This is a genomic window from Tomitella biformata AHU 1821 (genome assembly GCF_000524475.1).
GTDB classification, from domain to species: Bacteria; Actinomycetota; Actinomycetes; order Mycobacteriales; family Mycobacteriaceae; genus Tomitella; species Tomitella biformata.
In genome coordinates this window covers 34813-61755 of record NZ_BAVQ01000090.1, presented here as the reverse complement: position 1 = coordinate 61755, position 26943 = coordinate 34813, and the positions used below count along the sequence as shown (strand labels likewise).

Annotated in this window: 24 protein-coding genes; 10 read left to right on the top strand and 14 right to left on the bottom strand. The window is 68.0% G+C overall.

The window, feature by feature from the left end:
• The 3 genes from TBIF_RS22380 to TBIF_RS22370 form a co-directional block, all read right to left on the bottom strand.
• The coding region (locus TBIF_RS22380; protein WP_038172451.1) for an Ig-like domain-containing protein at positions 1-1115 on the bottom strand (1115 nt) is incomplete at its 3' end.
• Between the two features lie 280 nt (positions 1116-1395).
• Positions 1396-2460 carry an alpha/beta hydrolase gene (locus TBIF_RS22375; RefSeq protein ID WP_024796969.1) on the bottom strand — a complete coding sequence of 355 codons (1065 nt, stop codon included), beginning with the start codon at positions 2458-2460 and terminating at the stop codon, positions 1396-1398.
• A gap of 102 nt (positions 2461-2562) precedes the next feature.
• The gene (locus TBIF_RS22370) at positions 2563-3366 is read right to left on the bottom strand and encodes an enoyl-CoA hydratase (RefSeq protein ID WP_024796968.1); all 804 of its coding nucleotides are present in this window, start codon (positions 3364-3366) and stop codon (positions 2563-2565) included.
• Positions 3367-3572: 206 nt separating this feature from the next.
• Here TBIF_RS22370 and TBIF_RS22365 point away from each other — a divergent pair, with 206 nt between their 5' ends.
• From TBIF_RS22365 to TBIF_RS22345, 5 genes are all read left to right on the top strand, one after another.
• Positions 3573-4766: a thiolase family protein gene (locus TBIF_RS22365; RefSeq protein WP_024796967.1), complete on the top strand. Its 1194-nt coding sequence runs from the start codon at positions 3573-3575 to the stop codon at positions 4764-4766.
• Between the two features lie 45 nt (positions 4767-4811).
• On the top strand, positions 4812-5573 hold the full coding sequence (locus TBIF_RS22360) for a 3-hydroxyacyl-CoA dehydrogenase (protein WP_024796966.1): 762 nt from the start codon (positions 4812-4814) through the stop codon (positions 5571-5573).
• Positions 5574-5623: 50 nt separating this feature from the next.
• Positions 5624-6253 carry a TetR/AcrR family transcriptional regulator gene (locus tag TBIF_RS24210; RefSeq protein ID WP_038172444.1) on the top strand — a complete coding sequence of 210 codons (630 nt, stop codon included), beginning with the start codon at positions 5624-5626 and terminating at the stop codon, positions 6251-6253.
• A 26-nt stretch (positions 6254-6279) separates the two neighbouring features.
• Positions 6280-7263, top strand: coding sequence for an NAD(P)H-dependent flavin oxidoreductase (locus TBIF_RS22350; protein ID WP_024796965.1), 984 nt, complete (start codon positions 6280-6282; stop codon positions 7261-7263).
• A gap of 141 nt (positions 7264-7404) precedes the next feature.
• Positions 7405-8925: an AMP-binding protein gene (locus TBIF_RS22345; protein WP_024796964.1), complete on the top strand. Its 1521-nt coding sequence runs from the start codon at positions 7405-7407 to the stop codon at positions 8923-8925.
• A gap of 22 nt (positions 8926-8947) precedes the next feature.
• On the opposite strand, the gene TBIF_RS22340 is transcribed toward TBIF_RS22345, so the two are convergent.
• The 4 genes from TBIF_RS22340 to TBIF_RS22325 all read right to left on the bottom strand — a co-directional run bounded on the left by TBIF_RS22340 (position 8948) and on the right by TBIF_RS22325 (position 12438).
• Positions 8948-9694 carry a metal ABC transporter ATP-binding protein gene (locus TBIF_RS22340; RefSeq protein ID WP_024796963.1) on the bottom strand — a complete coding sequence of 249 codons (747 nt, stop codon included), beginning with the start codon at positions 9692-9694 and terminating at the stop codon, positions 8948-8950.
• On the bottom strand, positions 9687-10649 hold the full coding sequence (locus tag TBIF_RS22335; protein WP_024796962.1) for a metal ABC transporter solute-binding protein, Zn/Mn family: 963 nt from the start codon (positions 10647-10649) through the stop codon (positions 9687-9689). The genes TBIF_RS22340 and TBIF_RS22335 overlap by 8 nt, the downstream gene beginning before the upstream one ends.
• 11 nt (positions 10650-10660) lie before the next feature.
• Positions 10661-11545 (bottom strand): metal ABC transporter permease, encoded by an 885-nt coding sequence (locus TBIF_RS22330; RefSeq protein ID WP_024796961.1) that lies wholly within the window; start codon positions 11543-11545, stop codon positions 10661-10663.
• 77 nt (positions 11546-11622) lie between these two features.
• Positions 11623-12438 (bottom strand): AraC family transcriptional regulator, encoded by an 816-nt coding sequence (locus TBIF_RS22325; protein ID WP_024796960.1) that lies wholly within the window; start codon positions 12436-12438, stop codon positions 11623-11625.
• Positions 12439-12518: 80 nt separating this feature from the next.
• Here TBIF_RS22325 and TBIF_RS22320 point away from each other — a divergent pair, with 80 nt between their 5' ends.
• A complete protein-coding gene (locus TBIF_RS22320) occupies positions 12519-13040 on the top strand; it encodes a VOC family protein (RefSeq protein ID WP_024796959.1) in 522 nt (173 codons plus the stop codon).
• A 69-nt stretch (positions 13041-13109) separates the two neighbouring features.
• On the opposite strand, the gene phoA is transcribed toward TBIF_RS22320, so the two are convergent.
• The 5 genes from phoA to TBIF_RS22295 form a co-directional block, all read right to left on the bottom strand.
• Entirely contained in the window at positions 13110-14588 is a 1479-nt protein-coding gene (phoA, locus tag TBIF_RS22315; protein WP_024796958.1) for an alkaline phosphatase, read from the bottom strand.
• Between the two features lie 244 nt (positions 14589-14832).
• Positions 14833-15819, bottom strand: coding sequence for an ABC transporter ATP-binding protein (locus TBIF_RS22310; RefSeq protein ID WP_024796957.1), 987 nt, complete (start codon positions 15817-15819; stop codon positions 14833-14835).
• On the bottom strand, positions 15819-16913 hold the full coding sequence (locus tag TBIF_RS22305) for an ABC transporter ATP-binding protein (protein ID WP_024796956.1): 1095 nt from the start codon (positions 16911-16913) through the stop codon (positions 15819-15821). Before TBIF_RS22305 ends, TBIF_RS22310 begins: the two co-directional genes overlap by 1 nt.
• 8 nt (positions 16914-16921) lie before the next feature.
• Positions 16922-18067, bottom strand: a complete 1146-nt coding sequence (locus TBIF_RS22300; protein ID WP_024796955.1) for an ABC transporter permease — start codon at positions 18065-18067, stop codon at positions 16922-16924.
• Positions 18060-19013 carry an ABC transporter permease gene (locus TBIF_RS22295; RefSeq protein WP_024796954.1) on the bottom strand — a complete coding sequence of 318 codons (954 nt, stop codon included), beginning with the start codon at positions 19011-19013 and terminating at the stop codon, positions 18060-18062. Before TBIF_RS22295 ends, TBIF_RS22300 begins: the two co-directional genes overlap by 8 nt.
• 354 nt (positions 19014-19367) lie before the next feature.
• On the opposite strand from TBIF_RS22295, the gene TBIF_RS22290 reads away from it, so the two are divergent.
• The gene (locus tag TBIF_RS22290; protein WP_038172408.1) at positions 19368-20972 is read left to right on the top strand and encodes an amidohydrolase; all 1605 of its coding nucleotides are present in this window, start codon (positions 19368-19370) and stop codon (positions 20970-20972) included.
• 109 nt (positions 20973-21081) lie between these two features.
• The gene (locus tag TBIF_RS22285; RefSeq protein ID WP_024796952.1) at positions 21082-22689 is read left to right on the top strand and encodes an ABC transporter substrate-binding protein; all 1608 of its coding nucleotides are present in this window, start codon (positions 21082-21084) and stop codon (positions 22687-22689) included.
• Positions 22690-22951: 262 nt separating this feature from the next.
• Here the strand turns inward: TBIF_RS22285 and TBIF_RS22275 are convergent, their stop codons facing one another.
• A complete protein-coding gene (locus TBIF_RS22275) occupies positions 22952-24187 on the bottom strand; it encodes an MFS transporter (RefSeq protein WP_024796951.1) in 1236 nt (411 codons plus the stop codon).
• Positions 24184-24627, bottom strand: a complete 444-nt coding sequence (locus tag TBIF_RS22270) for a MarR family winged helix-turn-helix transcriptional regulator (protein WP_024796950.1) — start codon at positions 24625-24627, stop codon at positions 24184-24186. The genes TBIF_RS22275 and TBIF_RS22270 overlap by 4 nt, the downstream gene beginning before the upstream one ends.
• Before the next feature lie 129 nt (positions 24628-24756).
• On the opposite strand from TBIF_RS22270, the gene TBIF_RS22265 reads away from it, so the two are divergent.
• Together TBIF_RS22265 and TBIF_RS22260 are read left to right on the top strand one after the other, a co-directional pair.
• Positions 24757-26100, top strand: a complete 1344-nt coding sequence (locus TBIF_RS22265; RefSeq protein ID WP_235174953.1) for a serine hydrolase domain-containing protein — start codon at positions 24757-24759, stop codon at positions 26098-26100.
• Positions 26097-26861 (top strand): nuclear transport factor 2 family protein, encoded by a 765-nt coding sequence (locus tag TBIF_RS22260; protein ID WP_024796948.1) that lies wholly within the window; start codon positions 26097-26099, stop codon positions 26859-26861. The genes TBIF_RS22265 and TBIF_RS22260 overlap by 4 nt, the downstream gene beginning before the upstream one ends.
• The last annotated feature ends 82 nt before the right edge of the window (positions 26862-26943 follow it).

The following is a 26943-nucleotide window of genomic DNA, read 5'->3' as shown; positions in this document are numbered from 1 at the left end:
ACGACCGCCGTCGTCACCGTCACCGAATGACCGGCAGAGGTGGAGTTGCTGAAGCCCGCGTCCGCTGTGAACACCGCCTTCACATCAAAGGTGCCCTCACCATCAAACGTATTCGACAGGGTGTACTCCGACTGACCAGCGGTCACCGCAACAGCGGCACCCGCATTCGCACCATCGACCGTCAACTGCAGACTGCCCGTCGCATCCGCCGGGACAATCGTCGCCGTGAAATTCTCCGTGCCGCCCGTCTCCACCTCGGTTGCGCCCGACAGAACGGTCGCGGTGTCGACATCGACCTGCCCGCCTTGGATATCGATGGTGGCCAGAGGACCCGCGCCTGGGCCGCCCGCATTCTGGCTCTTAGCCTCCGCCGGCACACAACGGGTAGGCGCCCACTGCGTGCCGAAGGCGCTCGCCTTCGGCAGGAAGGTGCTGAAGTTCTTGTTGTTGTTGTAGTTGCCGGCCTCGCCGCTGGTCCGCAGCTTCGGCTGGATCTCGCCCGAGTCCCCGGCGATGACGGTCACGTCAATAGCGGGCAGCTTAAACCAGCTGTCTCCGCCGGCGTTCGGTGTGCCGTCGAGGTTCTTCTTGGTCTTGAGCGCGACAATCCCGCCCTCTGCCTTCGCGTTGTTGTTCCCACCGTTCGCGATCACCTCATTGTTTCCGGACAGCCGGATGATGTCGCCATTCGCATCGACCGCGCCATCGTCGTTGACCCGGAGCACGTTCGGCGCGACACCGCCCAAGTTGAACGAGGTATCCGGGACCACTGCGGCCGAGACGAACGTGGCATTCTCCGGGATCATGAAGTCGAGCTTGAAGCGCGAGATATTCGTCGTGGTGGCGATCGACTCCTTGTCCGGGTAAGCGGAGCCTGGCTGCTCAAGCCGGTAGGTGAACTGCTCGCCGGGACTCACGGACTCCGGCGCGTCGATAGTCATGGCGGTGTCTTCCAAGAGCGTCTGATTTATCAACGCAGTCGCCTGGCAGGCTTGCTTGAATGCGACCGTATTAGGTGCCGCCGAAGCGGGCACCGCGGCGGCGAACAGGGACCCCGCGGTCACCGCCCCGACGGCAACAGGAGCCGCGACGCGGCGTAAGAATGTGGACTGCACAGAACCTCCAGGTGGATTGGACCAGGGTCTAAAAAGTTCGAACTTGGCCCAAGCTAACAGTCCCTGTTAGTTCTGTCTCTCCCCTTGTTGGCGATCACCGCCACCCCTGTGACTTCTGCCAACCACGCTCCTGACCTGCACATTTTGTGCATGGCATCCCAAAATTTAGTTGACTTCTCTAGCGAAATTCACGGCCGGGAAGCAGTCCTCCGACCCATCAAAGAAGGCGGCGGCCACCCGATAGGGCAGCCGCCGCCTTAGCGCGAGAGTCGATGGTTGTCTACGCCGGCGCGAACGTCCTCTTCAGGAAGTCGATCGTCTGCTGCAGCGCCTGCTGTCCACCGGCATTGTCGATGTTGAACTGGTACTCGTGCGGAAGCTTCGGTTCGTAATCCGCGGGGAAGAACAGGGTTGTCACGTCCACACCGAGCCCTGCCAACTTCTCCGCGAGGGGCTTGGATTGGGTATCCGTGAGGGGGTCGCCATTGCCGCCGCTGATGTACGCGGGCGGGTAGTCGCCGGTCACCCGGTCGAGTGTCGACATCTGCTGCAGCGCAGCGGATTTACCGAGGTTTCGATCCCCGGTGTACGCCCACAGCGACTGGTCGATGCCCCAGCCGATGATCCCGCCGCCTTCCAGCATCCTCGGCATGTCGAAGATGCCGCAGTTCAGCACTATGCCGCGCAGCTGCTCCGGTTTGAGCGCGGGGGTGATACCGAGCTCGCTCGCGTAATCGGGGCTGGTGATGGCGGTCGCGAGCTGGCTCGATAGCTGCGAGCCCGCGGAGTCGCCGGCCAGGATGATGTTGCCCGGGTCCACGTGCAGACGTTCGGCGTTGGCCACCACATACGCGTGCGCGTCGTTGAGCTGACGCACCGCGGTCGGGTACGTCTGATTCGGCCCCACCGAATAGCCCAGCGAGACAACGGCATAGCCCTCGTTCGCGAGCAGCTGGTAATAGCCGTTGTAGTTGGACTTGCTACCGGAGACCCATGCGCCGCCGTGCGTCCAGATCAGGGTGGGCAGTGCGGCGCCGTCTGCCGTGGCCTCGGGGAAATAGACGTCGAGGTACGCGTCGGGGTCACCGTTGCGGTATTGCTGGTTCGCGATCAGCGTGATGCCCGCCGGAGCATGCTTGTCCAGCGCCGTAGTCGTCTTGTTCGCGTCCATCTCGAAGACCTTGCGGATGACCATCGTGCCCGGCCAAGGGCTGACGTTCACCGCCACGAGTCCGGCGACCACAAGGCCCGCCACCACCCCGACCGGCCACAGGAATCCCTTGCGGCGGTAGAAGCGTCGCTTGTGCTCAGGCTTGGCTGCGCTCTCGACCACGTTCTCGTCCACGAACCCTCCGGTAATGAAGTTGTTGAATGCCGTGAGCTTACGATGGCCAACCCGTTCTTGGGCCCGTCGGGGAGATCTACGGCAGCCCTCACGCCGATGGGGCTACGCCTTAGTGCCGAAGACCGGCGCGCGCTTGCCGAGGAACGCGTCCACGCCCTCCGCGAAGTCCGCGGCCGCGAGCAGCTCGAGCTGGCCGGCCCGCTCCCGCGCGAACGCCGCGTCGAGCTCGGTGAGGGTGGCGTCATTGATGGCCGCCTTAGTCGCGCCGAGTGCGTCCGACGGGCCCGCGACCAGCCGGGCGGCGAGCGCGTCGACCCCAGCGGCGAACTCGTCGTCGGCGAGCACCTCGGCGATCAGCCCCGCCGCGAGCGCCTCGGAGGCGGGCAGCCGCTCGGCGAGCAGCCCCATCTTCAGCGCGCGGGCGCGGCCAATCGATGCCGCGACCAGCGCGGACGCGCCGCCGTCGGGCATGAGTCCGATCTTGGTGAAGGCCAGCAGCAGGTAGCTGGACTCAGTGGCGACGGTCAGGTCGCCGGCGAGGGCGAGGGAGACGCCGACGCCAGCCGCGGGCCCGTTCACCGCGCAGATCACGGGGCGCGGGAAGGACCGGATCGCGGCGACGGCGCGGTTCGCGGCGTCGATGGTGGCGGACGACGGCGGGCCGGATAGGTCGTCGACCGTGGAGAGGTCCGCGCCGGTGCAGAACGCCCGCCCGGCGCCGGTGAGAACCGCCGCACGCGCGCCTGGGGCGCCCGCGTGGGCCTCGAAGGCCTCGGCGATGGCGTTGAGCGACGCGGTCGTCACCGAGTTCATCCGCGCGGGCCGATTGATCGTGACCCGCAGGATGCCGGCGTCGACAACTGTGTCGACGCCGGCGGTGTCCGCCGGGGCATAGGCCTTCGTCATGGGGGTCTCCTCGAGGTCGCGGGAATCTCGCTGCGGTGGCTGCCACTGTCCGCGGCTCCGGATTATATGTTTACCAAACTTCCCTTAGCGTGCGCTCGATCGGTGGGGTCATTGACCGCCCGCACCGGCCGTGATACTCCTATAACGAGCGCTCGGTAGGAATTCGGGCCGCAATTTCGCCATCCAGCACCGACTAAGGATCAGATATGACAAACGCAGTCATCGTCGACGTTGTCCGACTCGCCTCCGGTAGGGGCAAGCCCGGCGGAGCCCTCTCCGGCACCCATCCTGTGACGATGCTCGCGCACGTCCTGCGCACCATCACCGAGCGCAACGGCATCGACCCCGCCCAGGTCGACGACGTCATCGGCGGCTGCGTGCAGCAGGTCGGCGAGCAGGCCCTGAACATCTCGCGCACCGCGCTGCTGGCCGCGGGCTTCCCCGACTCTGTGCCCGGCACCACGATCGACCGTCAGTGCGGCTCCAGCCAGCAGGCTGCGCACTTCGCCGCGCAGGGCGTCATGTCCGGCGCGTACGACATCGTGATCGCCGCTGGCGTGGAGTCGATGAGCCGCATCCCCATGGGCACCTCGCCCATGGGCCAGGACACCGGCGGCCCCGGCATCGCCGCCCGCTACCCCGAGGGCCTGATCCACCAGGGCATCTCCGCAGAGCTGATCTCCGCGAAGTGGAAGCTGGACCGCGAGACCGTCGACGCATTCTCCGCGCAGTCGCACCAGCGCGCCGCCAAGGCGAACGCCGACGGCTCGTTCGACAAGGAGATCATCGGCATCGACGTCGTCAACGCGGACGGCGAGACCGTCTCGCACACCGTCGACGAGACCGTCCGCGCCAGCACTACTGCGGAGGGCCTGGCCGGCCTGCGCTCGGCGTTCCGCTCCCCCGGGTTCGAGGAGCGCTTCCCCGAGGCCCCATGGGTCATCACCCCTGGCAACTCCTCCCCGTTCACCGACGGCGCGTCCGCCGTGCTCATCATGAGCGAGGAGATGGCGAACAAGCTGGGCCTGACCCCGCGCGCCCGCTTCCACGCCTTCTCCGTCATGGGCGATGACCCCATGATGATGCTCACCGCCCCCATCCCCGCCACCAAGAAGGTGCTGGCCCGCGCCGGCATGAGCATCGACGACCTCGACGCCTACGAGGTCAACGAGGCCTTCGCCCCCGTGCCGCTGGCCTGGGCGCACGAGTTCGGCGCCGACCCCGCGAAGCTCAACCCCTGGGGCGGCGCCATCTCGCTCGGCCACGCCCTCGGCTCCTCCGGCACCCGCCTGCTCAGCACCATGGTCAACTATCTGGAAGCCACCGGCGGCCGCTACGGCCTCCAGACGATGTGCGAGGGCGCGGGCATGGCCAACGCCACTATCATCGAGCGTCTCTAGGCTTTCCGCTGATCTCCTCACATTGACCGTCCCGAAAGGACTCACATGATCGTCAAGGACTCCGTCGCCCTCATCACCGGAGGCGCGTCCGGCCTGGGCCTGGCCACCGCCAAGGCGCTGCTCAACGATGGCGCCAACGTCGTCATCCTGGACCTGCCGTCCTCCGACGGCGAGGCCATCGCCAAGGACCTCGGCCCGCGCGCCCGCTTCGCCCCCGCCGACGTCACCGACGAGGCGGCCGTCAGCGCGGCGCTCGACCTGGCCGAGTCGATGGGCCCGCTGCGCGTGAACGTCAACTGCGCCGGCATCGGCAACGCCGTCAAGACCGTCGGCCGCGACGGCGCGTTCCCGCTGGACGCGTTCCAGCGCGTGCTGAACGTCAACCTGGTCGGCACCTTCAACGTGCTTCGCCTTGCCGCGGAGCGCATCTCGAAGAATGAGTCCGTCGACGGCGAGCGCGGCGTGATCATCAACACCGCCTCCGTCGCCGCGTACGACGGCCAGATCGGCCAGGCCGCGTACTCCGCGTCCAAGGGCGGCGTCGTCGGCATGACCCTGCCGATCGCGCGCGACCTCGCCTCGCTGCAGATCCGCGTGATGACCATCGCCCCGGGCCTGTTCAAGACCCCGCTGCTGGCCGGCCTGCCCGAGGCTGCGCAGGAGTCGCTCGGCAAGCAGGTTCCGCACCCCTCGCGCCTGGGCGATCCGGCCGAGTACGGCGCGCTGGCCGCGCACATCGTTGCCAACCCCATGCTGAACGGCGAGGTTATCCGCCTCGACGGCGCAATCCGCATGGCGCCCCGCTAAATATTCATCTAGTCGCACAAAGAGGATGGGGAGGGATCGGCACCGTGACGATAACGGACAGCCAGATCGCCAAGTTCGCCAATTGGCGCGAGTTCGAGGAGGACGATCCCGGCCCCATCCTCTTGCATGCGTTGGACGCGTTCAGCGAGAACGGATTCCACGGCACCACGGTCCGCGACCTCGCCCGCCGCGTCGGGGTGACGGTGCCGTCGCTGTACTACCACCACGAGAATAAGGAAGCAGTCCTCGTCACACTGCTCGACTACTCCATACGCGAGCTCATCGCCCGGATCGACGCCGCGATCAGCGAGGTCGACGCGGCCGGGTCCGACCGCCCGCAAGTGGCGCGCTTCACCAACGCGGTGCAGGCCATCGTGCTGACCATGACGTACCGGGCCAAGCGCTCCGCGCTGGACTCGGAGCTGCGGCACGTGTCACCCGACAACCGCCGCAACTACGCGGCGACGCGCAAGCACATCGAGCTGATCATGACCGACCTCGTGCACGACGGCGTCGAGCACGAGGTCTTCGAAGTCGATGAGATCGACGAGACGGTCCGCGCGCTGCTCGGCATGTTCCAGTCCATCCCCCGCTGGTTCCACCTCGACGGCCCTCTCACCCCTGAGCAGGTCGCCGACCGCTACACCGCCATCGCGCTGCGCGCGGTGGGCCTGTCCTAGACCAACAACCTGTGAGGAGCCCGACCGTGCTGACCACCAAATTCACCGAGACATTCGGCGTCCGCCATCCCATCGTGCAAGGCGGCATGCAGTGGGTGGGCCGCGCCGAACTCGTTGCCGCGGTGGCGAACTCCGGAGCTCTGGGCATGCTCACCGCCCTGACGCAGCCGACCCCCGAGGCCCTGGCCAAGGAGATCGCCCGCACCCGGGACCTCACCGACCAGCCCTTCGGCGTGAACCTCACGATCCTGCCGTCGATCACCCCGCCGCCCTATGACGAGTACCGACAGGTGATCATCGACGCGGGTATCAAGATCGTCGAGACCGCCGGCTCCAACCCCGGCCCCCACCTGCCCCAGTTCCACGCGGCCGGCATCAAGGTCCTGCACAAGTGCACCAGCGTCCGGCACGCGGTCAAGGCCCAAGAGTTGGGTGTCGACGGCATCAGCATCGACGGCTTCGAGTGCGCCGGCCACCCGGGTGAAGACGACATCCCCGGACTGGTCTTGATCGCCGCGGCCGCCGAGAAGATCACGATCCCGATGGTGGCCTCCGGCGGCTTCGGCGACGCCCGCGGCCTCGTCGCCGCACTGGCCCTCGGCGCGGACGGCATCAACATGGGCACGCGCTTCATGTGCACCGAGGAGTCGCCGATCCACCAGAACATCAAGGAGGCGATCGTCGCGGCGAAGGAGACCGACACCGAGCTGATCTTCCGCCCGCTGCGCAACACCGCGCGGGTGGCCAGCAACGCGGTCAGCCGCGAGGTCGTGCAGATCCTCAACGATGGCGGCCAGTTCCCCGATGTGCAGGAGCTCGTCTCCGGGGCCCGCGGGCGCACCGTCTACGAGAACGGCGACCCCGAGGCTGGCATCTGGTCCGTGGGCACCGTGCAGGGCATCATCCACGACATCCCCAGCGCCGGGGACCTCGTCGAGCGCATCGTCACCGAAGCCAAGGACATCATCCAGAGCCGGCTGGGCGACATGCTGGAGCGCGTTAGCGTCTAGTCCCCACCGCTACCCCACAGGGCTGGCCTCCGCTCGATTGAGCGGAGGCCAGCCCTGTCTCATGAGCCGCCTGCCGGAAACCCCCGCCGAGCACTTCAGCACTGTGGTACGACTAACACAAACCCTGATCCGGAGGATTCCTTGTACCCAGGCAACTTCGTCCTGTCCACTCCCGACAAGCCCGCCATCATCCGTCCATCCACCGGCGAGCAGCTGACCTACCGGGAACTGGAGGAGCGCTCCCGCAAGCTGGCGCACTACCTCCACTCGGCGGGGCTGCGGCCCGGGGACCACGTGGCGATGGTCTCGGACAACGACATTCGGGTCCTAGAGATCTATTGGGCGGCGCTGCGCTCGGGCCTCTACATAACGGCCGTGAATTGGCAGCTCACGCCGGAGGAGGCCGCCTTCGTGATCTCCGATTGCGAGGCGACCGCGCTGTTCGCCTCCGCCAAGGCATCGAAGGTCGTGAACGTGGCGCTGCCGGGTGTGGCGCACAAGGTGGCGTTCGGTGGCGCGGTTGAGGGCTTCACCGACTACGAGGCGATCATCACCGGCCAGGCGGACGAGCCGCTCACCGATCAGCCGCGGGGCCAGGACATGCTGTACTCCTCCGGCACCACGGGCCGCCCCAAGGGCATCAAGCCCGCGCTGCCCGACGGGCAGGTGGGCGAGATCCCCGATCCCTACACCGCGGTGTTCGCGCCGCTCTACGGATTCGACGCCGACACCGTGTACATCTGTCCGGCGCCGCTTTATCACGCTGCGCCACTGCGCTTTTGCGGCATGGTGAACTCGGTGGGTGGCACGATCGTGTTGATGGACCACTTCGACGCGGAAGAGTCTCTGCGGCTGATCGACGAGTACAAGGTCACCCACAGCCAGTGGGTACCGACGATGTTCGTGCGGATGCTCAAGCTGCCCCAGGAAGCGCGCGAGCGCTACGACGTGTCCTCTATGCGCTGCGCCATCCACGCCGCCGCGCCGTGCCCCGCCGAGGTCAAGCGGCAGATGATCGAGTGGTGGGGCCCGGTCATCAACGAGTATTACGCCTCCACCGAGGGCGCGGGCGCCACCTTCATCAACTCCGCGCAGGCCCTGGCCCATCCCGGCTCCGTCGGGCTCAGCGCCCTTGGCTCCGTGCACATTTGCGATGAGAATTTCGCGGAGCTGCCGGCCCACGAGATCGGCACCATCTTCTTCGAGCGCGAGCAGATGTCATTCGAGTACCACAACGACCCCGAGAAGACCGCCGGCGCGCAGCATCCCGACCATCCCAACTGGTCCACCAGCGGCGACATCGGCTACGTCGACGAGGACGGCTTCCTGTATCTCACGGACCGGGCGGCGTTCATGATCATCTCCGGCGGCGTGAACATCTACCCGCAGGAGGCCGAGAACGCTTTGACGCTGCATCCCAAGGTCTTCGACGTCGCGGTGATCGGCGTTCCCGACGAGGAGATGGGCGAGTCCGTCAAGGCCGTCGTGCAGCTGGCCCCGGGCGTCGAGCCCTCCGACGAGGTGGCGGCAGAACTGTTGGAGTACGTGCGCGCCCAGGTGGCCCACTACAAGGCGCCGCGCTCGCTGGACTTCACGGACGAGCTGCCGCGCACGCCCACCGGCAAGCTGGTCAAGCACCGGCTCAAGGCGCTATACGCCTAAGCTCAGCACACCTGAGCTGGGCTCAGCCCGTCGCCGCCAGCTCGGGGCCGGGGCGGTAGGTGCGGTTGAGCAGCTCGTCGGTCAGCACCTCCGCAGCGGGCCCGTGCGCCACCGGCGCGCGGTTGAGCAGCAGCGCGTGGCCGAAGTAGTCGGCGGCGGTGCTCAGGTTGTGGTGCACCGCGACGATGGTCGCGCCAGTCTGCCGCAGGTCCTCGAGGATCTCGACGATCACCTGCTCGCTGACGCTGTCGACGCCGACGAACGGCTCGTCCAGCAGCACCACCTCGGGCTGTTGGGCGAGTGCCCGCGCGATGAACACCCGCTGCTGCTGCCCGCCCGAGAGCTGGCCGATCTGCCGATCCGCCACGCCGGTCAGGCCGACCTGATCCAGCGCGTCCGCCGCCAGCGCCCGCTCCGCGCGCCCGGGCCTGCGGAACAGGCCCAGCCGCGGGTAGGTGCCCAGCAGCACTGTGTCCGCGACGGTGATCGGGAAGGACCAGTCCACCTCGCCGCGCTGCGGGACGTAAGCCACGCGGGTCCGCGCCCGCTCCACCGGCAGGCCCAGCATCCGCACCAGGCCGCTGTCCCACGGGACCAGCCCCAGCATCGCCTTGAGCAGCGTCGACTTGCCCGCGCCGTTCGGTCCGATCACGGCTGTCGCCGTGCCGGCGCTGATCTCGAAGCTGGCATCGCGCACCGCGACGGCGCCGGAGTAGGAGACCTGTAGTCCGGCCACCTCGACGCCGGGCGCCCGGGTCCCGCTAGACACCGGCCAGCCCCGCGTGGATGGTGGTGATGTTGTGCGCCAGCATGCCGAGGTAGTGGCCCGCCCCGTCGCCGGACTTGCCCAGTTCGTCCGAGTACAGGGTGCCGAAGATCGGCGTCCCGGTCTCCCCGGAGATCGTCTGCATCGGTCTGCGGTCCACGTTGGACTCGACGAACAGCGCCGGCGGCTGCCGGTCCTGGACCAGCGCGATCAGCGCGTTGATCTGCGCGGGGCTGCCCTGCTCATCGGTGTCGATCGCCCAGATATAGCCGGTGTCCAGCCCGTATCGCGCCGCCATGTACTGGTAGGCGTTCTCGCTGGTGACCAGCAGCCGCCGCGCTTGCGGGATCTGCGCGAGCTCCTCGGTGTAGCGGCGATCCAGCTCGGCCAGCTGCGCCAGGTACGCGTCGGCATTCGCCGTGTAGATGGCCCGCCGCCCGGGATCCGCGGCGATCAGCCCGTCCCTGATGTTCTCGGTGTAGACCATCCCCACCGTCGGGTCGAGGAAGGCGTGCGGGTTGACGTCCGATTCCGTCCCGGCTCCGTCCGCCGAGGTCAGGTACATCGGGCCGACGCCGGCACTGGCCTCCACCACCCGCTCCGAGCCCACCTTCTTGCCCGCGATGTCCACGAGCGCGGCGAACCAGCCGTCGCCCATCTCCATGTTGAGCCCATTCCAGATCACCAGGTCCGCGTCGGTGGCCTTCGCGATGTCCAGCGGCAGCGGCGTGTACTCGTGAGGGTCGGTGCCGAGGGGCACGATGCTGTGCACGTCGACCGCGTCCCCACCGACCGCCGCCGCGATGTCCGCGACGATCGAGAAGGTCGCGACCACCTGGACCCTGCCGCCACCGCCGCCGCCGGCCCCGTTCGCCCCGCAGCCCGCCGACGCGAGCATCGCGGCCGCCGCGATGGCCACGGCGATCGCCTTGCGGCGCTTGGTTTTCCAACTCGACATCGGTGAGCCCTTCACTGCGGGAGGGGAAGTTCGAGGGAACTGGGGCCGGCGGCCCGTGCCCGGCGGCCGGCCGTCCACTTGGCCACGAACCCGTGCCGCGGCGCGGCCAGGAAGACGATGGCGAACAGCACCGCGCTACACAGGACGATGACCGCGCCCGACGGCAGGTTGTGCTCGAAGCTGAAGTACAGCCCCGCCACCGACGCGACGCCGCCAAGAAGGCCGGAGATCACGACCATCCGGCCGAGCCGCTCCGTGAGCAGATAGGCCGTGGCCGCGGGGATCACGAGCATCGCGACCACCAGCACCACGCCGACGGTCTGCAACGCGGTCACCGTCGCCACCGTGAGCATCGCCATCAACAGGTAGTGCAGGCGCTTGACGGGCAGGCCGTATGCGGCGGCCATCGTGGGGTCGAACGTGCTGACCTGCAGTTCCTTGAACAACAGCACAATGATCGCCAGCACCGCCGCGGCCACCCCGATCGTGAGCCACATGTCCGCGGGCCGCACCGCCAGGACGTTGCCGAACAGGATCTTCGTCAGGTCGGTGCTGCTCGGCGAGAGCGAGACCATCACGACGCCCAGCGCGAACATCGCGCTGAAGACGATCCCGATGGCGGCGTCGCTCTTGATCCTGCTGTTCTGGCTGACGAAGCCGATGCCGAACGCGGCGAGCAGGCCCGCGACGAGCGCGCCGGGGAAGACGCTGACGCCGAGCATGAACGAGGCGGCGATGCCGGGCAGCACGGCGTGGGAGATCGCGTCGCCCATCAGCGCCAGCCCCCGCAGCAGGGTGAAGCTGCCGACCACCCCGCACAGCACGCCCACCACCACCGCGGTGACCAACGCCCGCTGCAGATAGCGGTACTCGAGCAGCGCAGCCAGGAAATCCACCGGCGGTCCTTCCATTCGGGCGCCGGCACGGCGCTAAAGTTCGGTTAACCGAACTTTAGATCAACAGTATCCCGAACTCAATCTGGGTCGGACCTTCGGGCCTGATCCCGCGACGCCTGAGACGCCGCGCGGTAGGCCCCCGGCGCGAGCCCGACGACCGCGGCGAAGTCGCGGCTGAAGTGCGCCTGGTCGGTGTAGCCGAGGTCGGCGGCGAGGTCGGCCAGGGCCACGTGCTCGCCCGCGCGCAGGGCCTGCGCCGCGTCCTGGAGGCGGCGGCGGGCGATCAGCCACTTGGGCGAGAACCCGATCCGGCGCTGGACCAGGCGCTGCAGGCTCCGCTCGGTGAGGCCGAACCGCTCGGCGATATCAGCTACCCGCAGCAATGCGGGGTCGGACTCGACCGCCTCGGCGACCGCGTTGACCAGCACGCCCTCCTCGTCGACGACAAATTGTCCGAGCCAGCCCTCCACCAGGGCCTGGACTCGGGGATCGGCCGTCTGCCCGTCCGCTCGCATCGCCTCCCGCAGCGGCCCGACCAGGCCCGCACCACGGGGCAGGGGCAGCCGTCGTCCGACCACCTCGACCATCGGGCTCTCGGTCAAGAGGGTGCCGGCGGCCGGCCGCATCAGGATCCCCACCGCCCAGGACCGTCCCCGCAGCACGCGGCTGGACAGTCCGCGGTGTGGCCCGTACACACCGGCCAGCTCGGGCTCTACGGCCACGTTGACGGCCGGATACTCGAGGACGGGCTGCCCGATCGCCTCGCCGTCTGGCAGATCCCAGCGCGGGATCCAGATGTGGCGGGCCAGGTCGTGGAACTGTTCGCCCAGCGGCAGCCGGGACATCGTCACCCGGGGGTCCGGGCGCAACTCTCCCCTGCTCTCGACGGCCACCCGTCCACGCTACCGAGGCCCTGCCGGTGGTGTCGGATTCTTACAAGACCCCGGGTGCCGGCCCTCCTACCGTGGAGGCCATGGACACGACAATGACAGCAGCACACGGGACACACACCACCCACGGCGTCCCCCACGGCTACGCCACCTTGACGCCCTTCCTCGCCATCCCCGACGCGGCGGCGGCGATCGAGTTCTACACCCGCGTCTTCGGGGCGAGGCTCCTCGCCCGCACCGACGCGCCCGGCCCCGACGGCGGGATGATCGTCGCGCACGCGGAGCTCGAGTTCGCTACCGGCCGCCTGCAGTTGGGCGACCCCAACCCCGCGTACGGGCTGATCGCCCAACCCGGCGGGAACGACCAAACCTGCTATTCGATGGGCCTGTACTGCCCCGATGTAGACGCCGTCCTGGCCCGCGCCGTCGCCGCCGGCGCGATGGTCCGCGAGCCGGCCACCACCTTCGTCTCCGGCGACCGGTACTGCTCGCTGCTCGACCCGTTCGGCGTCCGCTGGTCGGTGCTGACCCGGGTGGACGACCTCAGCGACGAGGAGAGCGCGGCGCGGGTCGCAGAGTGGGCGCGTACCGAGTTCGGGGGCTGAGACCACATTGGCAAAGACCTGCCCCCACCGCATATGCGAGGTGGGGGGCAGGCCGTCAGCCAGTGGGGGCTACTTCTTGGAGGGATCCAGCCCGAGCGCGTCGGACATGGTGAAGAACAGGTCCGTCTGGTCAGTCAGACCCACGACGTTCGCGGCCCAGGGTCCGTAGGCCGCGACGCGCAGCTGCGCGCCGGTGTGGCCCTGCTCGCCGGGCGTCTCGCCGGTGCCGTAGAGGATGCCCATCTCGCCGCCGTCCGCTGTGGTCAGCCGCGAGGTCAGGGCCGGCGACTTCGTGTCGAGCGCGACGATCTGGCTGGTGTGCGCGTGGTCTGCCGTGACGATGACGAGGGTGTCGCCGTCCTGCTCGGCGAACGCCATGGCCTTCTGCACGGCCTCGTCTAGGTCGATGGTCTCACCGATCTGCCCGCACGGGTTCGCGCCGTGGTTCTGCTTGTCGATGGACGCGCCCTCGACCTGCAGGAAGAAGCCGTTCTCGGTGCCCTTGTCGTTGCTCTTGAGCAGCTCGATGGCCTTGTCTGTCATGTCCGCCAGCGTCGGCGACGTCGCCGGGTCGCGCTTGGTGTTGTCGGTGCAGGTCTGCGCCGGGCCCTCGATGCCACCCTGCGAGGCGACTTCGCCCTGCCAGCGGACCTCCATGTTGCCGGGGGCGAACAGTCCCAGGAGCGGTGCGTCCTGGTTCGCCGCGGTCACGGCCTTGAGCTCATCCAAGGTGCGAACGGTGCTGTAGCCCCGGGCGTCGGCCTGCTCGAACAGCGTCTTGCCCTCGTGCTCGCCGGCCTTGGCGCGCTCGTCGAATGTCTTGGCGCCGCCGCCGAGGACCACGTCTGCGCGGGTCTCGATCAGCTGCTCGGTGATAGAGCCTGCACCGCCCAGCTCCAGGGCGTTCTCCGGGCACTTCTCCGTGGTGACCTCGGGGCCGTAGCACTTGCGCTGCGAGACGTGCGCAGCCAGCACGGCCGGTGTCGCGTCCTGGATCTCGGAGGTGGTCACGTTGCCGGTGGCCAGCCCGTTCGCCTTGGCGATCTCGAGCAGGTTTGCCTGCGCGTTGCCCTGCACGTCCACCCCGACGGCGCCGTTGTAGCTCTTGGTGCCGGTGGCCCACGCGGTGCCGGTCGCGGCGGAGTCCGGCACATAGTCGGGCTTGCCAGTCTTCTTGTCGAGCGCGTAGGTCGTGTACTGGCCGGTCAGCGGCAGCGCGTCAATGCCCTTGAAGGAGCCCCCAGCCCCCTCCGCCACGTTGCGTGCCGCGGTGATCTCCGAGTCGCCCATGCCGTCGCCGATCAGCAGGATGACGTTCTTCGCCTTGCTGTTGGTGATCGCGTCGCGGACGGCGTCGGTCTGGTCGCCGCTGATCCGGCGGGCGCCGCCGTTGGCGGTGATGTCGCCCGCTGCCTGCCGGGACTCATTCGCGAGTTCGACGCTGCCGTTCGCGCCTTGATCCGAACCCGAGCTGCACGCCGCGGTGGCCAGTACCGCGGAGGCCGCGATCGCCGCGCCGATGAGCCGGACAGGACTGTGCTTGCGCATTGATTGCTCCTGAGACGTGAATCCGCCAATAGTGTTGTCGGCCAATCTGTTGGCCAATGGCAGTGTCTCGGAGCTAGTTGACCGGCCACCCCCTTCGAGAGGGCGATCGGCTGAATGTCAGATGAACAGTTGGCGAGTCCCCCGCGGAGGCTCCGGAAACGGGATTCGCGGGCCCCTTGCCACTGGCGAATGCGATCGCACACTCACAGTGACAACAGGCCCGCGAATCGGGAGTCAGCTCTGGCTACACGTTGTGGCAGGCCACGAAGTGGTCCGTGCCGACCTCCCGCAACAACGGCTCCTCCACCGCGCAGCGTTCCGTCGCCAAGGGGCAACGGGTGCGGAACCGGCATCCCGACGGCGGATTCAGCGGCGAGGGCAGATCACCCTCGATGGCCTCAACCTCGTCCTCCGCGTTCCGATCTCGGTTCGGGTCCGGGATCGACGCCAACAACAGCCGCGTGTACGGATGCAACGCCGTGTGCTGCACATCCGGCGTCGGCGCGACCTCGCACACCTTCCCCAGGTACATCACCATCATCCGGTCGCTGATGTTCTTGACCACCGCCATGTTGTGGGCGATGAAGATCATCGTGAACTCGAATTCCCGCTTCGTCTCCTCGAGCAGGTTGAGGATCTGTGCCTGAACCGACACATCCAGGCTCGAGACCGGCTCATCGCAGATCAGTAGCTTCGGCTTGAGCATCAATGCCCGCGCGATACACACCCGCTGGCACTGCCCACCCGACAACTCGCCGGGCGTCTTCTCCCACACCATGTCCGGGTCCAGGCCCACGGAGTTGAGCATGTCGCGGCCCATCTCCTCCAGCTTCGTCCTGTCCTTGACGCCCCAGATCCGCAAACCCTCGGTGATCAGGTGCTTGACCTTGCGGCGCGGGTTCAGCGACGAGATCGGGTCCTGCATGATCATCTGCATCTGCGCGCGGATCTGCCGCAGATTGCCCGCCGAGAGCCCACCCAGATCGATCCCGTCAAGGACCACCTCACCCGAGGTCGGGCGCGGCAGCTGCATGATCGCCCTACCGGCCGTGGACTTGCCACAGCCGGACTCGCCCACGATTCCGAGGGTCTCGCCGGGGATCAGGTCGAAGCTGATGCCGGAGACGGCGTGCACCGTCTGCTTGCCCGCGGGGAACTCCACCACGAGGTTCTCCACCGTGAGGACCCGCTTGTCCTCCACACGCAAATGCGCGGTGCCGCTGCCAGCCATTACACAGTCTCCAAGTCCAGCTTGCGTCCGGTCGCGGTGCGCCCGGCCTTCTCATTCGCCTTAAGCGCCGCGATACCCTCCGGCGTGCCGACGGGGAAATGGCAGGCCGCCTGATGCGGATGCGCCGCCGACGCGGTCTCCGCGGTCGCCACCAGCGCCGGTTCCGTCGTCAGGCACTTATCCTGCGCATACCGGCAGCGCGTCGCGAACGAGCAGCCCACCGCCGGCTTCGTCATATCCGGCAGGCCGCCCTCGATCGCCTCGAGCACCGTGTGCGGGGACGACTCGATGCGCGGGATCGCCGCGAGCAGCGCCTGCGTATACGGATGCCGCGGATCATCGAAGAGCTGCCGGGTCGGCGCGGTCTCCACGATCTTGCCCGCGTACATCACCGCGACGCGGTCTGTCTGCCCGGCGACCACACCCAGGTCATGGCTGACCAGGATGCCGGCCATGCCCATCTCCTTGCGGAGCGAGTCGAGCAGCTCCAGGATCTGCTTTTGCACCGTGACATCGAGTGCGGTGGTCGGCTCGTCGGCGATCGTCAGGATCGGATCGCACGCCAACGCCATCGCGATAACCACGCGCTGCCGCATGCCGCCGGAGAGCTCGTGCGGGTACTGGTCCACCCGGCGCGTGGGCTCGGGGATGCGGACCTTGCGCAGTAGCTCGATCGCCCGCTCGCGCGCGGCCTTCTTGTCCAGGCCCAGGTGCGCCCGGATCGACTCCGTCAGATGGGTGCCGATGTGCTTGAACGGGTTAAGTGCCGTCATCGGGTCCTGGAACACCATCGCGATGTCCTTGCCCCACAGGGCCTGCTGCTCCTTGCGGGTGAGGGCCTGCATGTCGCGGCCCTGGAACCGGATCTCACCGGTCACCGTGGTCGCGCCGCCGTCGGAGACCAGGCCCATGATGGTCTGCCCGAGCACCGATTTCCCGGAGCCGGACTCGCCGACCAAGCCCAGCATCTCGCCGGCGTCCAGGGTCAGGCTGACACCGTCGACGGCGCGCAGCTGGCCCCGCTTGGTGCGGAAGTGCGTGGACACGTTCTCCACCGTGAGCAACGGGGCGCCCGCGGGCTGTGATTTCTTCATCTCCGCACTCATAGCTTCGCCTCTCGTGAGCCGCCGGTTGCCTTCTGCGCCTTCTCGCCGATGATGTTGAACGAGAACACCGTCAGGAACAAGAACATGCCCGGCACCAGCACGATGAACGCATGCTTCTCAAACACCCCGCCCTGGCCCTCGGCGATCATGTTGCCCCACGTCGGGATGGGCGGCTGGATGCCCAGGCCCAGGAAGCTCAGGGATGCCTCCGCCACGATCAGCACGGAGATCATCACCATGCCCAGCGAGGCCAGCGGCAACGCGACGTTCGGCGCGAGCTCGCGCACCATCACGCGCCAGCGGGTCGCGCCCATGGCGCGGGCGGCCAACACGAACTCGCGTTGCGAGAACGTCAAGGTGTTCGCCCGCGCTATTCGGATCATCGACGGTATTGCCAGCGCGGCCAGGGCGAACGAGATGTTGCGCAGGTTCGGCTTGAGCACCGACGCGAGCGCGATCAGAAGGATCAGCGACGGCACCGCGAGTAGCGAGTTCGTCAAGATCCCGATGATCGAGTCGACCTTGCCGCCGTAGTAACCGGCCAGGATGCCGATCGCCCCGCCCACGATAATGCCGATCAACACCGCGCCGACCGCCACCACCAGGGAGGAGCGGGCGCCGTAGATAGACCGGGAGAACAGGTCCAGGCCGAAGTTGTTCGTCCCCAGCGGATGCGCCGAGAACAGGCTCGGCGAGGCATAGCCCTTGTCCGCGAGTGTCTTGGTGGTGTCCACATGCTCGGGCAGCGGCAGCAGCGGCGCGATGATCGCGACCCCGATGATTAGCGCCAGCCACACGCAGGAGATCACGAATGTCAGGTCGAAGTCCGGGCCGAACTTCGCCAGCCCGATCCGCCGGGCGCCCATGTAGATGCCCATGAGGCCGATCAGGCCCACGACGAGGCGCAGCACCATCACGACGGGGCCCGCGCCGAGCGCGAAACCGAGGGCGATCACGCCGATCGCCAGGAGGATGCCACCGCGCAGATACAGATCGCGCCGGCTGCTCTTGCCGCCCGCGGCGGCCATCACCGCGGGGTCGTTGCCGACCGCGCCGTCGTCGACGAGCACGGCCGCGCCCTGCGCCGCGGCGGGCATGGCCTCGTCCGGGTTGTTGAGGTTGGGATGAGTGAGATCAGACATGGGCTCGTCGGCTCCTCGGGTCGAGGTATCCATAGGCGATATCGATGATGCCGTTGGCCACCACATAGATGACGGCGATCACCAGCACGGCACCCTGCACCATCGGCATATCGCCCTGCTGGGCGGCGCGCACGATCAGCGAGCCCATCCCCGGCAGCGAGAACAGCGTCTCGACGATGACAGTGGAGCCGATCATTGAGCCCAGCACCAGGCCGAGCATCGTGATCAGGGAGAACGAGGACGGACGCAGCGCATCGGAGAGGAGCAGGCGCAGGTTCGAGGTGCCCTTCGCCTTCGACACCAGGATGAAATTCTCCTGCAGTGTCGTGATCAGGTCCGAGCGCAAGATCCGCAGGAACATCGCCATCTCCAGCAGCGAGATCGTCACTGCCGGCAGGATCGCGTGGTAGATGTTCTCGCCCAGGCCCTCCGAGACCCGCACCCACTGCGAGCGCGGGAACCAGCCCAGGTAGTTGACGAACAACATGATCAGCAGCAGGCCCGACAGGAACGACGGGATCGACAGCACACCGAACGTGCAGGCGCTGATCACCCGGTCGACCAGGCCGCCGCTATGCCGGGCGGACCACATGGCCAACGGGACCGACACCACGAGCGCGATGATCAATCCCATGATCGCCAGCTGCACGCTCACCGGCAACGCGGAGCTGATGCGCTCCATCACGTCGGACTGCGGCGGCACCAGCGACCGGCCCAGATCGCCGCGCAACGCACCGGAGAGCCAGTCCCAGTATCGGGAGAAGAACGGATCGTCTAGGCCCATCTCGAGCCGCGCCTGCGCGTATTCCTCCGGAGTGCGACCCTCACCGAGGGCCGCCACCGACGGGTCTCCCGGGATAAGCGACACAAGCCCGAACGTGCCGAGGCTGACGACGAACAGCACAACGATCAGCTCGCCGATTTTCTTGAACACAGTCTTCGTCATCGCTGTCGTCGCCTCCTTTCAGAATTCATCCGTTGATCCTCACTTCAATGTGATTACTGATCTGGCCGAAGTGTGCGGCCATAAAGACATGGGCATGGCCCGCGCTGAGGCACCCCGAATGACCATCTTGTGACTGTTGCCACAGATTCAAGCGGTAGCGTCTCACTGTCCGAGACTGCGCACCGAGATGAAGCTGCCAAAACGCGCAACGCCGTCTCCAACGCCCAGGAGAAATCCCCTAATCCCGACTCAGCCGGTGTGCCGCTGAGAGAAGATCCAGTGGCGACGGCTACCCATCGTGTCCGTTGCCACGACCAACATCCTGAGATTTGTCCTGACCCATTGGAGCCAGACATGATCGACCCGAGCCAGGTCAGCCACCCGGACAGCGTGTACCTAGGTGGCACCGTACGGACGATGACCGGCGCGGTGGCCACGGCGTTCGCCTGCCGGGACGGACTCTTCACCGCGGTGGGCGGGGATCAGGAGATCCGCGCGCTCGCCGGCCCGGATACCCGGATCGCCGACCTCGCAGGCGCCACCGTCCTGCCCGGCTTCATCGAGACCCACCTGCACCCGTTCCTGCTGGGGATGGACTCCGCACATGTCGACGCGGGATCCGACGCGTGTCCCACCATCGCCGCGTTGCTCGAGGCGCTCGGCGCGCGGGCCGCGCTGAGCGAGCCAGGCGCCGTCGTGCTCGGGACCGGGTTCGACGACAGCCTGGTCGCGGACGACCGCGGGCTGACCGCAGCGGACCTCGACCAGGTCTCGACCACCCAGCCGGTGATCGTGCGGCACCTGTCCGCGCACGGCGTGTACGTCAACAGCTTCGTCTTGCGCACGGCCGGCGTCGACGCCCAGACCCCCGACCCCGTAGGCGGCGTGATCGTGCGCGGCCCCGACGGCGCGCCTACAGGAGAGTTCCGCGAGATCCCGGCCATGCGCCTCGTGGGCGGGGTCAGCGCGGGCTTCCCGCCCGGCGGGCTGGACGACGCATTGCGAATCGCCTTGGAGCGCATGGCGTCCGTGGGCGTGACCAGCTTCCACGACATGTTCGTCTCCGCCGACATGCTCGCGTCCTACCAACGCGTGCTCGCCACGGGCGAGCTGACGTTGCGCGCCCGCACCTACCTGGGGCTGGCTGTGGCAGAGGGGCTGGCCGAGGAGGGGCCGGCCGCGGACACCACCAAGCTTGCGATCGGTGGCGTCAAGCTCATCTCCGACGGCTCCCTGCAGCTGCACACCGGCGCGCTCACCGAGCCGTACCACGACCTGGGCGGTTGCCACTGCGGAGAGATGGCCATCCCCGCAGGCGATTTGGCGACGATGGTCGCTGCCTGCCACGACGCCGGGCGGCAGGTCGCCATCCACACCAACGGCGACCGCGCCATCGATCTGGCCCTGGACGCGATCGAGGCGGCGGCGACGGCAGCAGGCACGGTCATCCCGCACCGGCTCGAGCACGTGCAGACGCTCCGTGAGGATCAGATCCACCGGATGCTTGAGCTGGGCGTCGCCGCATCGGTGTTCGTCAACCACGTCTACTACTGGGGCGACCGCCACCGCGACCGCTTCCTGGGGCCGGAGCGCGGCAGCCGTATCAGCCCGCTCGCATCGATCGCCGCCGCCGGACTGCCGTTCGCGCTGCACTGCGACTGCCCCGTGACCCCCGTGAACCCGCTATTCACCATCGACACCGCCGTGAACCGCGTGACCCGGGACGGCCACGTCCTCGGACCGGAGCAGCGGATCTCTCCGGAGCTCGCGGTGGCCGGCTATACCTCCTCGGCCGCGACGATCACGGGCGAGCAGGCGCTGAAGGGCTCCATCGAGGCGGGCAAGCTGGCCGACTTCGTGCTGCTCGACGCCGACCCGCTGGCCTGCGAGCCGGCGGCCATCAAGGACATCACCGTGCTCTCCACCGTCGTCGGCGACGTCGAGGTGTACTCCGCCTGACCGGCCCGCTGGGAGAAACTCGATTCCGCTGACGCATCGTCCTGTGAGTGACTAGTCTGACCACTGAAGTGCCGCCCTGCACTCCCCGATCGTCGTAAGGAAGACTCAGATGAGAGCTCAGCTCAGGCGTCGACTCACCCCGTTGGTCGCGGTCGCCGTGGCCGGCGGCGTCCTACTCGCCGGCTGCGGTAGCAGCGGCGACGCCGGGGAGGCCGGTGATCTGTCGGCCGTGACCACGGGCATCGTCGGAAACCAGGCCGACGGCGGCTCCCCGCAGGACGGCGGCACGCTCTCATTCGCGACCTACAGTTCCGTGGCCAAGCTCGACCCGACGTTCCGCCAGGACGGCGGCGCGACCGGAGGCTCCGAGATGGCCGCCATCTACGACGTCCTCATGCGCTACGACCCCGCCACCACGGAGTTCGTCCCGCAGCTGGCCAAGTCCATGACCGCCAACAGCGACAACACGGTGTGGACGCTCACGCTGCGCGATGGCGTCACCTTCAGCGACGGCACCCCGGTCGACGCCGACGCCGTCGTGTGGAGCATCAACAACTACCTGACGAAGAAGGGCACGCACACCCAGGTGTGGATGGCCTCGGTCCAGGACATGAAGGCGACCGATGCCGCCACCGTCGAGTTCACCCTGCAGCGGCCGTGGGACGGTTTCGTCGCGCTGTTCAACACCGGCCCCGGCATGATCGTCGCCCCGTCCTCGATGGCCAGCGGCGAGTTCGCGCCCATCGGCGCCGGCCCGTTCACCGTCGAGAAGCACGCCCCCAACGACGAGCTCGTCCTCGCCGCCCGCGCCGACTACCACGGCGGCAAGCCGCACATCGACAAGCTGCGCTTCCCCGCGATCGTCAGCGAGCAGGGCAAGATCGACGCCCTGAACTCCGGTGGCGTCCAGGCGATCTACCTGCGCAACGCCGAGGTCGTCACGAAGGCCCTCGACGCCGGGAACCCCGGCTACGTCTTCCAGGCCAGCCTGGGCGGCGTGCTCATGATCAACAGCCGGGAGGGCCGCGCGGGCGCGGACGAGAATGTCCGCCGCGCCATCGTCGCCGGCATCGACCCCCAGACCTACAACGAGCGCGCCGAGGCCGGCGCCGGCCTGCCGACCAGCGACATGTTCCCGGACTTCTCCGAGTGGCACGGCGACGTCGCCGGCAGCGGCTTCGCCCCTGAGACCGCCAAGAAGACCCTCGCCGACGCCAAGGCCGGCGGTTACGACGGCAAACTGAAACTGGTCTCGATGAACGACGCCGCCACCCAGCAGGGCGCGCTGGCCTTCCAGTCGATGCTGCAGGCCGTCGGATTCACGGTTGATATCACCTACACCAACAACATCACCGACCTGACCAAGGCGATGTACGCCGACCACGACTACGACATCGCGTACTCGGGCTTCAATGTCTTCGACGCGGCGCCGTTCATCCGCCTCTACGGCAACCTCTACAGCCAGTCGCCGGGCAACGCCCTCGGCTTCCAGAACCCGGAGATGGACGAGCTGCTCCTTGGCCTGCAGACCGCCAAGACCGCTGACGACAAGCGCGCCGCGGCCGACAAGATGCAGACCCTGGCGAACCAGACGGCCCCGTTCGTGTCCATCAACGCCGGCAAGTACTTCATCCCGTGGGGTGCCAACGCCCACGGCATCACCCCGAGCCTGGACGGCATCATGCTGTTCGACAAGGCCTGGGTGGCGCAGCCCTAGCCTGACCCTCGCCCCCTGATCCTTACGCCCGCTTTTTGCCTTTACGCACGCCGCCGCATGCGTAAGACCAAAGAGCGGGCGTAAGGATTTCAGGCTGGGCGTCGGAGCCCTCGTTGAGAGCCCCCTCTGCGGCGGCCGCGTCCACGGCCTCGCGGACTACGCCACGCCAGGTCTCATACACAGCGCGATCACCAGCGGGCTATAGCGGCGACGGCTGGTCAGCCACACGATGAACAGCACGAACATCGGATTGCTGTATCAGCTACGAGACCGCCAGCACGGCCGTCCGCCCCCGCATCATGCCCGCTACGCCCAGCCCGGCCGCGACAATGCAGGTCACCGCGGCGAGGGCCAGCCCCGCGCGGCCGCCGAACTCCTCGCTAACCCAGCCCGCGACGGGCCCGCCGATTGCCGTCGAGCCGAGGAAGGCGACCGCCCACAGGGCCATGACGCGCCCGCGCATGTCCGGGGCCGCGGCCAGCTGCAGCGTGCTGTTGGCCGTGGCGGTGAATCCGACGCTGAGCATCCCCACGACGACGAGCGCCGCGACCGCGACCCACAGCGACTGCGCCAGTGCGGTCAGTGCGATCGCGGCGCCGAAGGCCAGCGCGATCACCACCAGCGAGCGCGCGCCCGTGCGACCCCACGTCGCGATCCACAGCCCGCCGACGACGGCGCCCACGCCCATCGCCGCCGTCATGAAGCCGTAGCCCGACGCGCCCGCCCCGAACACCTTGTCCGCCACCACCGGCAGCACCACCTGGAACTCGTAGGTGAAGCAGCCCATCAGCGCCATCATCGCGAGCGGGATCGCCAGCTCAGGTGTGCGCCGCACGTAGGCCAGGCCCGCCCGCAGCTGCCCCCGCGCCCGGACGGCCGGCTCCGTCGGCATCAGCGCGGCGAGGTTGAGCGTGACCAGTGAGAGCACGACGGCCACAAAGCTGGCGGCGTTGAGCAGGAAGCACAGGCCCAGTCCGCCGTAGCTGATGATGATGCCCGCGACCGCCGGCCCGACCGCCCTGGCCATGCTGTTGAGCACCGACTGCAGGCTAACGGCATTGCGCACATGCCCTGGTCCGACGACCTCCATCAGGAAGGCCTGCCGTGCCGGGTTCTCGAAGCACTGGTTGAGACCCAGCAGCACCGCGAGGACATAAACGTGCCACAGCTGGACGGACCCGGTGAGCGTCAGCACGCCCAGCGCCAGCGCCTGCACGCCCATCACCGATTGCAGGGCAATCATCAGGCGCCGCTTGTCCACCCGGTCCGCGATGACGCCGCCATACGGGCCTAGCAGCAGCATCGGCAGGGTTTGCAGCGCGACGACGATGCCGATCGCGGTGCCGGAGCCGGTCAGCTGCAGGACCAGCCAGCCCTGGGCGATGATCTGCATCCAGGTGCCGACCACCGAGACGCCTTGCCCGGAGATGTAGCGCCGAAAATTGGGGTTGACCAGCGAGGCGAAGGTCTGGCTCCGGATGGCTGCCGCGCGAGTCATGTGCCCACCGCGGGCAGGTGCTCCGCGAGCGCCTCGAGGGCCGGCAGCGCGCGCAGCAGGTCGGCGGCATGCTCGTGGCTGATCCCGGCCAGATGCTCCGCGAAGACCTCGGTCCGCCGGGCACGCAGCCGCTCGTAGAGTTCCCGGCCGGCGTCGGTCACCCGCACCGCCACCACCCGTCGGTCCGCCGCCCCGCCCTCGCGGACGAGCAGCCCGGACTCGGCCATCTTGCCGACGATCCGCGAGAGCATCGTCGGGTTCAAGCCCTCGATCTCGGCCAGCTCGCGCACCCCGATGGGGCCCCGCCGCGCCACCGTGGAGAGCAGCAGGAATTGGCTCCGGGTGAGGCCGTCCTCCGCGGAGCTGCGGTCCACCCGGCGCGAGATCCGCCCCAGCGCGACGCGGATTCGGTGCACGTCCTCATCGGAGAAAGCCGTCATCTTGGGACTCCTGCCCGTGCTAAATCGCCCACGCCATCTAATTGCCTATCGGCAAGCATACAGTCATCGGCCAGACGCCGGCCACCGAAAGATCGGACTGCGGTTAAAGTGCAGGCACACCCAGCCGGGGTGACCACGATCACGAGGGGGCGCTCGAGCCTGATGCACCTGATGTCGTCCATCCCCAAGCTCAGCGTGCCTCGCCTGCCCCTGGTCCCCGACATCATGCGCCGGGCGCGCATTCCCGCAGACCTAGAATCCGTGACCACCCGCGGCGCGGAGGCCGACCCCACCCACGTTGGCATGACGGCCGACGCGGTCGAAAGAGTCTGGGACGCCGTCGTCGACGTCTACCGCGGCGGGGCGCACCCCGCGATCCAGCTCTGCATCCGGCGCGAGGGCCAGGTGGTGCTGCAGCGCTCGATTGGCCACGCGGCGGGCAACGGCCCCGACGACAAGGCCGACGCCCCGAAGACCCTTGCCACCATCGACACCCCGTTCTGCCTGTGCTCGGCGTCCAAGGCGGTCACAGCGATCGTGGTGCACCTGCTCGCCGAACGCGGACAGCTATCCCTCGATGACAAGGTCGCCGACCATATCCCCGAGTTCGGCCGAAACGGCAAGGCCGGCATCACCATCGGCCATCTCCTCTCCCATCGGGCGGGCATCCCCCGGCACCCGGCGGCAACGATGGACCTGGATCGCCTCGATGATCGCGACGCCCTGGTCCACGCGTTCAGCGAGGCCAAGCCCGACAGCGCGCCCGGCACGCGGCTGGCCTACCACGCCGTAATGGGCGGGGCGATCCTCGGCGAGATCGTGCACCGCGTCGCCGGCCGGAGTATCCGCGATGTGTTGTCCGCCGAAGTTCTTGACCCGCTGGGCTTTCGGTGGACCAACTACGGGGTCGACCCTCTCGATGTGCCCACGGTCGGCCGCAGCTACCGCACCGGCCCGCCCACCCCGCCGCCACTGTCGACCGTGCTCAATCGAATCCTCGGCACCTCCCTCGAGGAGACCGTCCGCAAAATCAACGACCCTCGCTTCCTCACCGGGGTCGTCCCCTCCGGCAACGTGGTCACCAACGCCGACGAGTTCTCCCTGCTGTTCGAGATGCTCCGCCGCGGTGGCGAGCTTGGCGGCGTGCGGGTGCTGCGGCCCGAGACCGTGGCCAACGCGGTGCGCTCCGAGTCTCCGCTCGAGGTGGACTACAGCCTCGGCGTCCCCCTGCGCTACGGCAAGGGGTTCATGCTGGGCGAGAAGCAGTTCAGCCTCTTCGGCCCCGACACCGAGAACGTCTTCGGCCACCTCGGCTTCTCCAATATCCTTGGCTGGGCGGACCCGGATCGCGCGCTGTCCGTCGGCCTGATCACCAGTGGCAAGCCCGTCTACTACCCCGAGGTGTTCGGCTTCCTCGGGATCATGCGCCACATCGGCGCCGCAGCCCCCAAGATCGAACGGAACTCTCGATGACCCCCTCCCCGACTCCCGCAGAGCTCATCGCGCTGGTTGAGCGCTCGCCCGCCGCTGTCGCCGTGCATGACCGCGACGCCTGGCTCGCGTTGTTCTCGCGTTCCGCCGAGGTGTGCGACCCCTACGGCTCCCAACCCGCCCGCGGCCGCGAGACGCTCGCCAACTTCTACGCGACCTTCATCGCGCCCAACGACATCTCCTTCGCTGTGGACCACGACGTGGTCGCCGGCATGACCGTGTTCCGCGACCTCACGCTGACCACCAAGATGAGCGGCACCATCCCACTGCAGGTGCCGATGCACCTGCGCTATGACATGACAGTCGCCGAGGACGGCGCGCTCAAGATCGAGAAGCTGCACGCGCACTGGGAGCTGCCGACGCAGATCACCCAGCTCCTTGCCGCTGGACTCCCCGGCCTCGTCGAGTCCACCAAGCTGATGCCGAAACTGCTTGGCAATCAAGGTATCTCGGGCACCATCGGGTTCATGAAGGGCTTCCGCCGCGCGGGGGCCGCGGGCAAGCGCACCACCGAGCAACTCTTCGCCGGACTCAAGGCCGGTCGCCCCATGTCTGCGCCGGTCGAGTTCCCGGGCACCGAGCCGATCGCGGACCTCTCGAGCCTGACCTGGCGCAAGCTGCTCTCCGCCGGCCACACGGTCACGGCGACTATCGAGCTCGACGGCAAGCGCGGCGTGGCGCTGGTGGACTTCGAGCGCGGCGCCCGCCGGGCCAGCCGGGTGCAGTTCTTCCTGCCGAGCTAGCACCCAGGCCAGCCGGGGAGGATTACCCTTCCGCTCATTGAGATCGCCCGATTTGTAACCCCCGTCACAGGGCTAGCTTCAG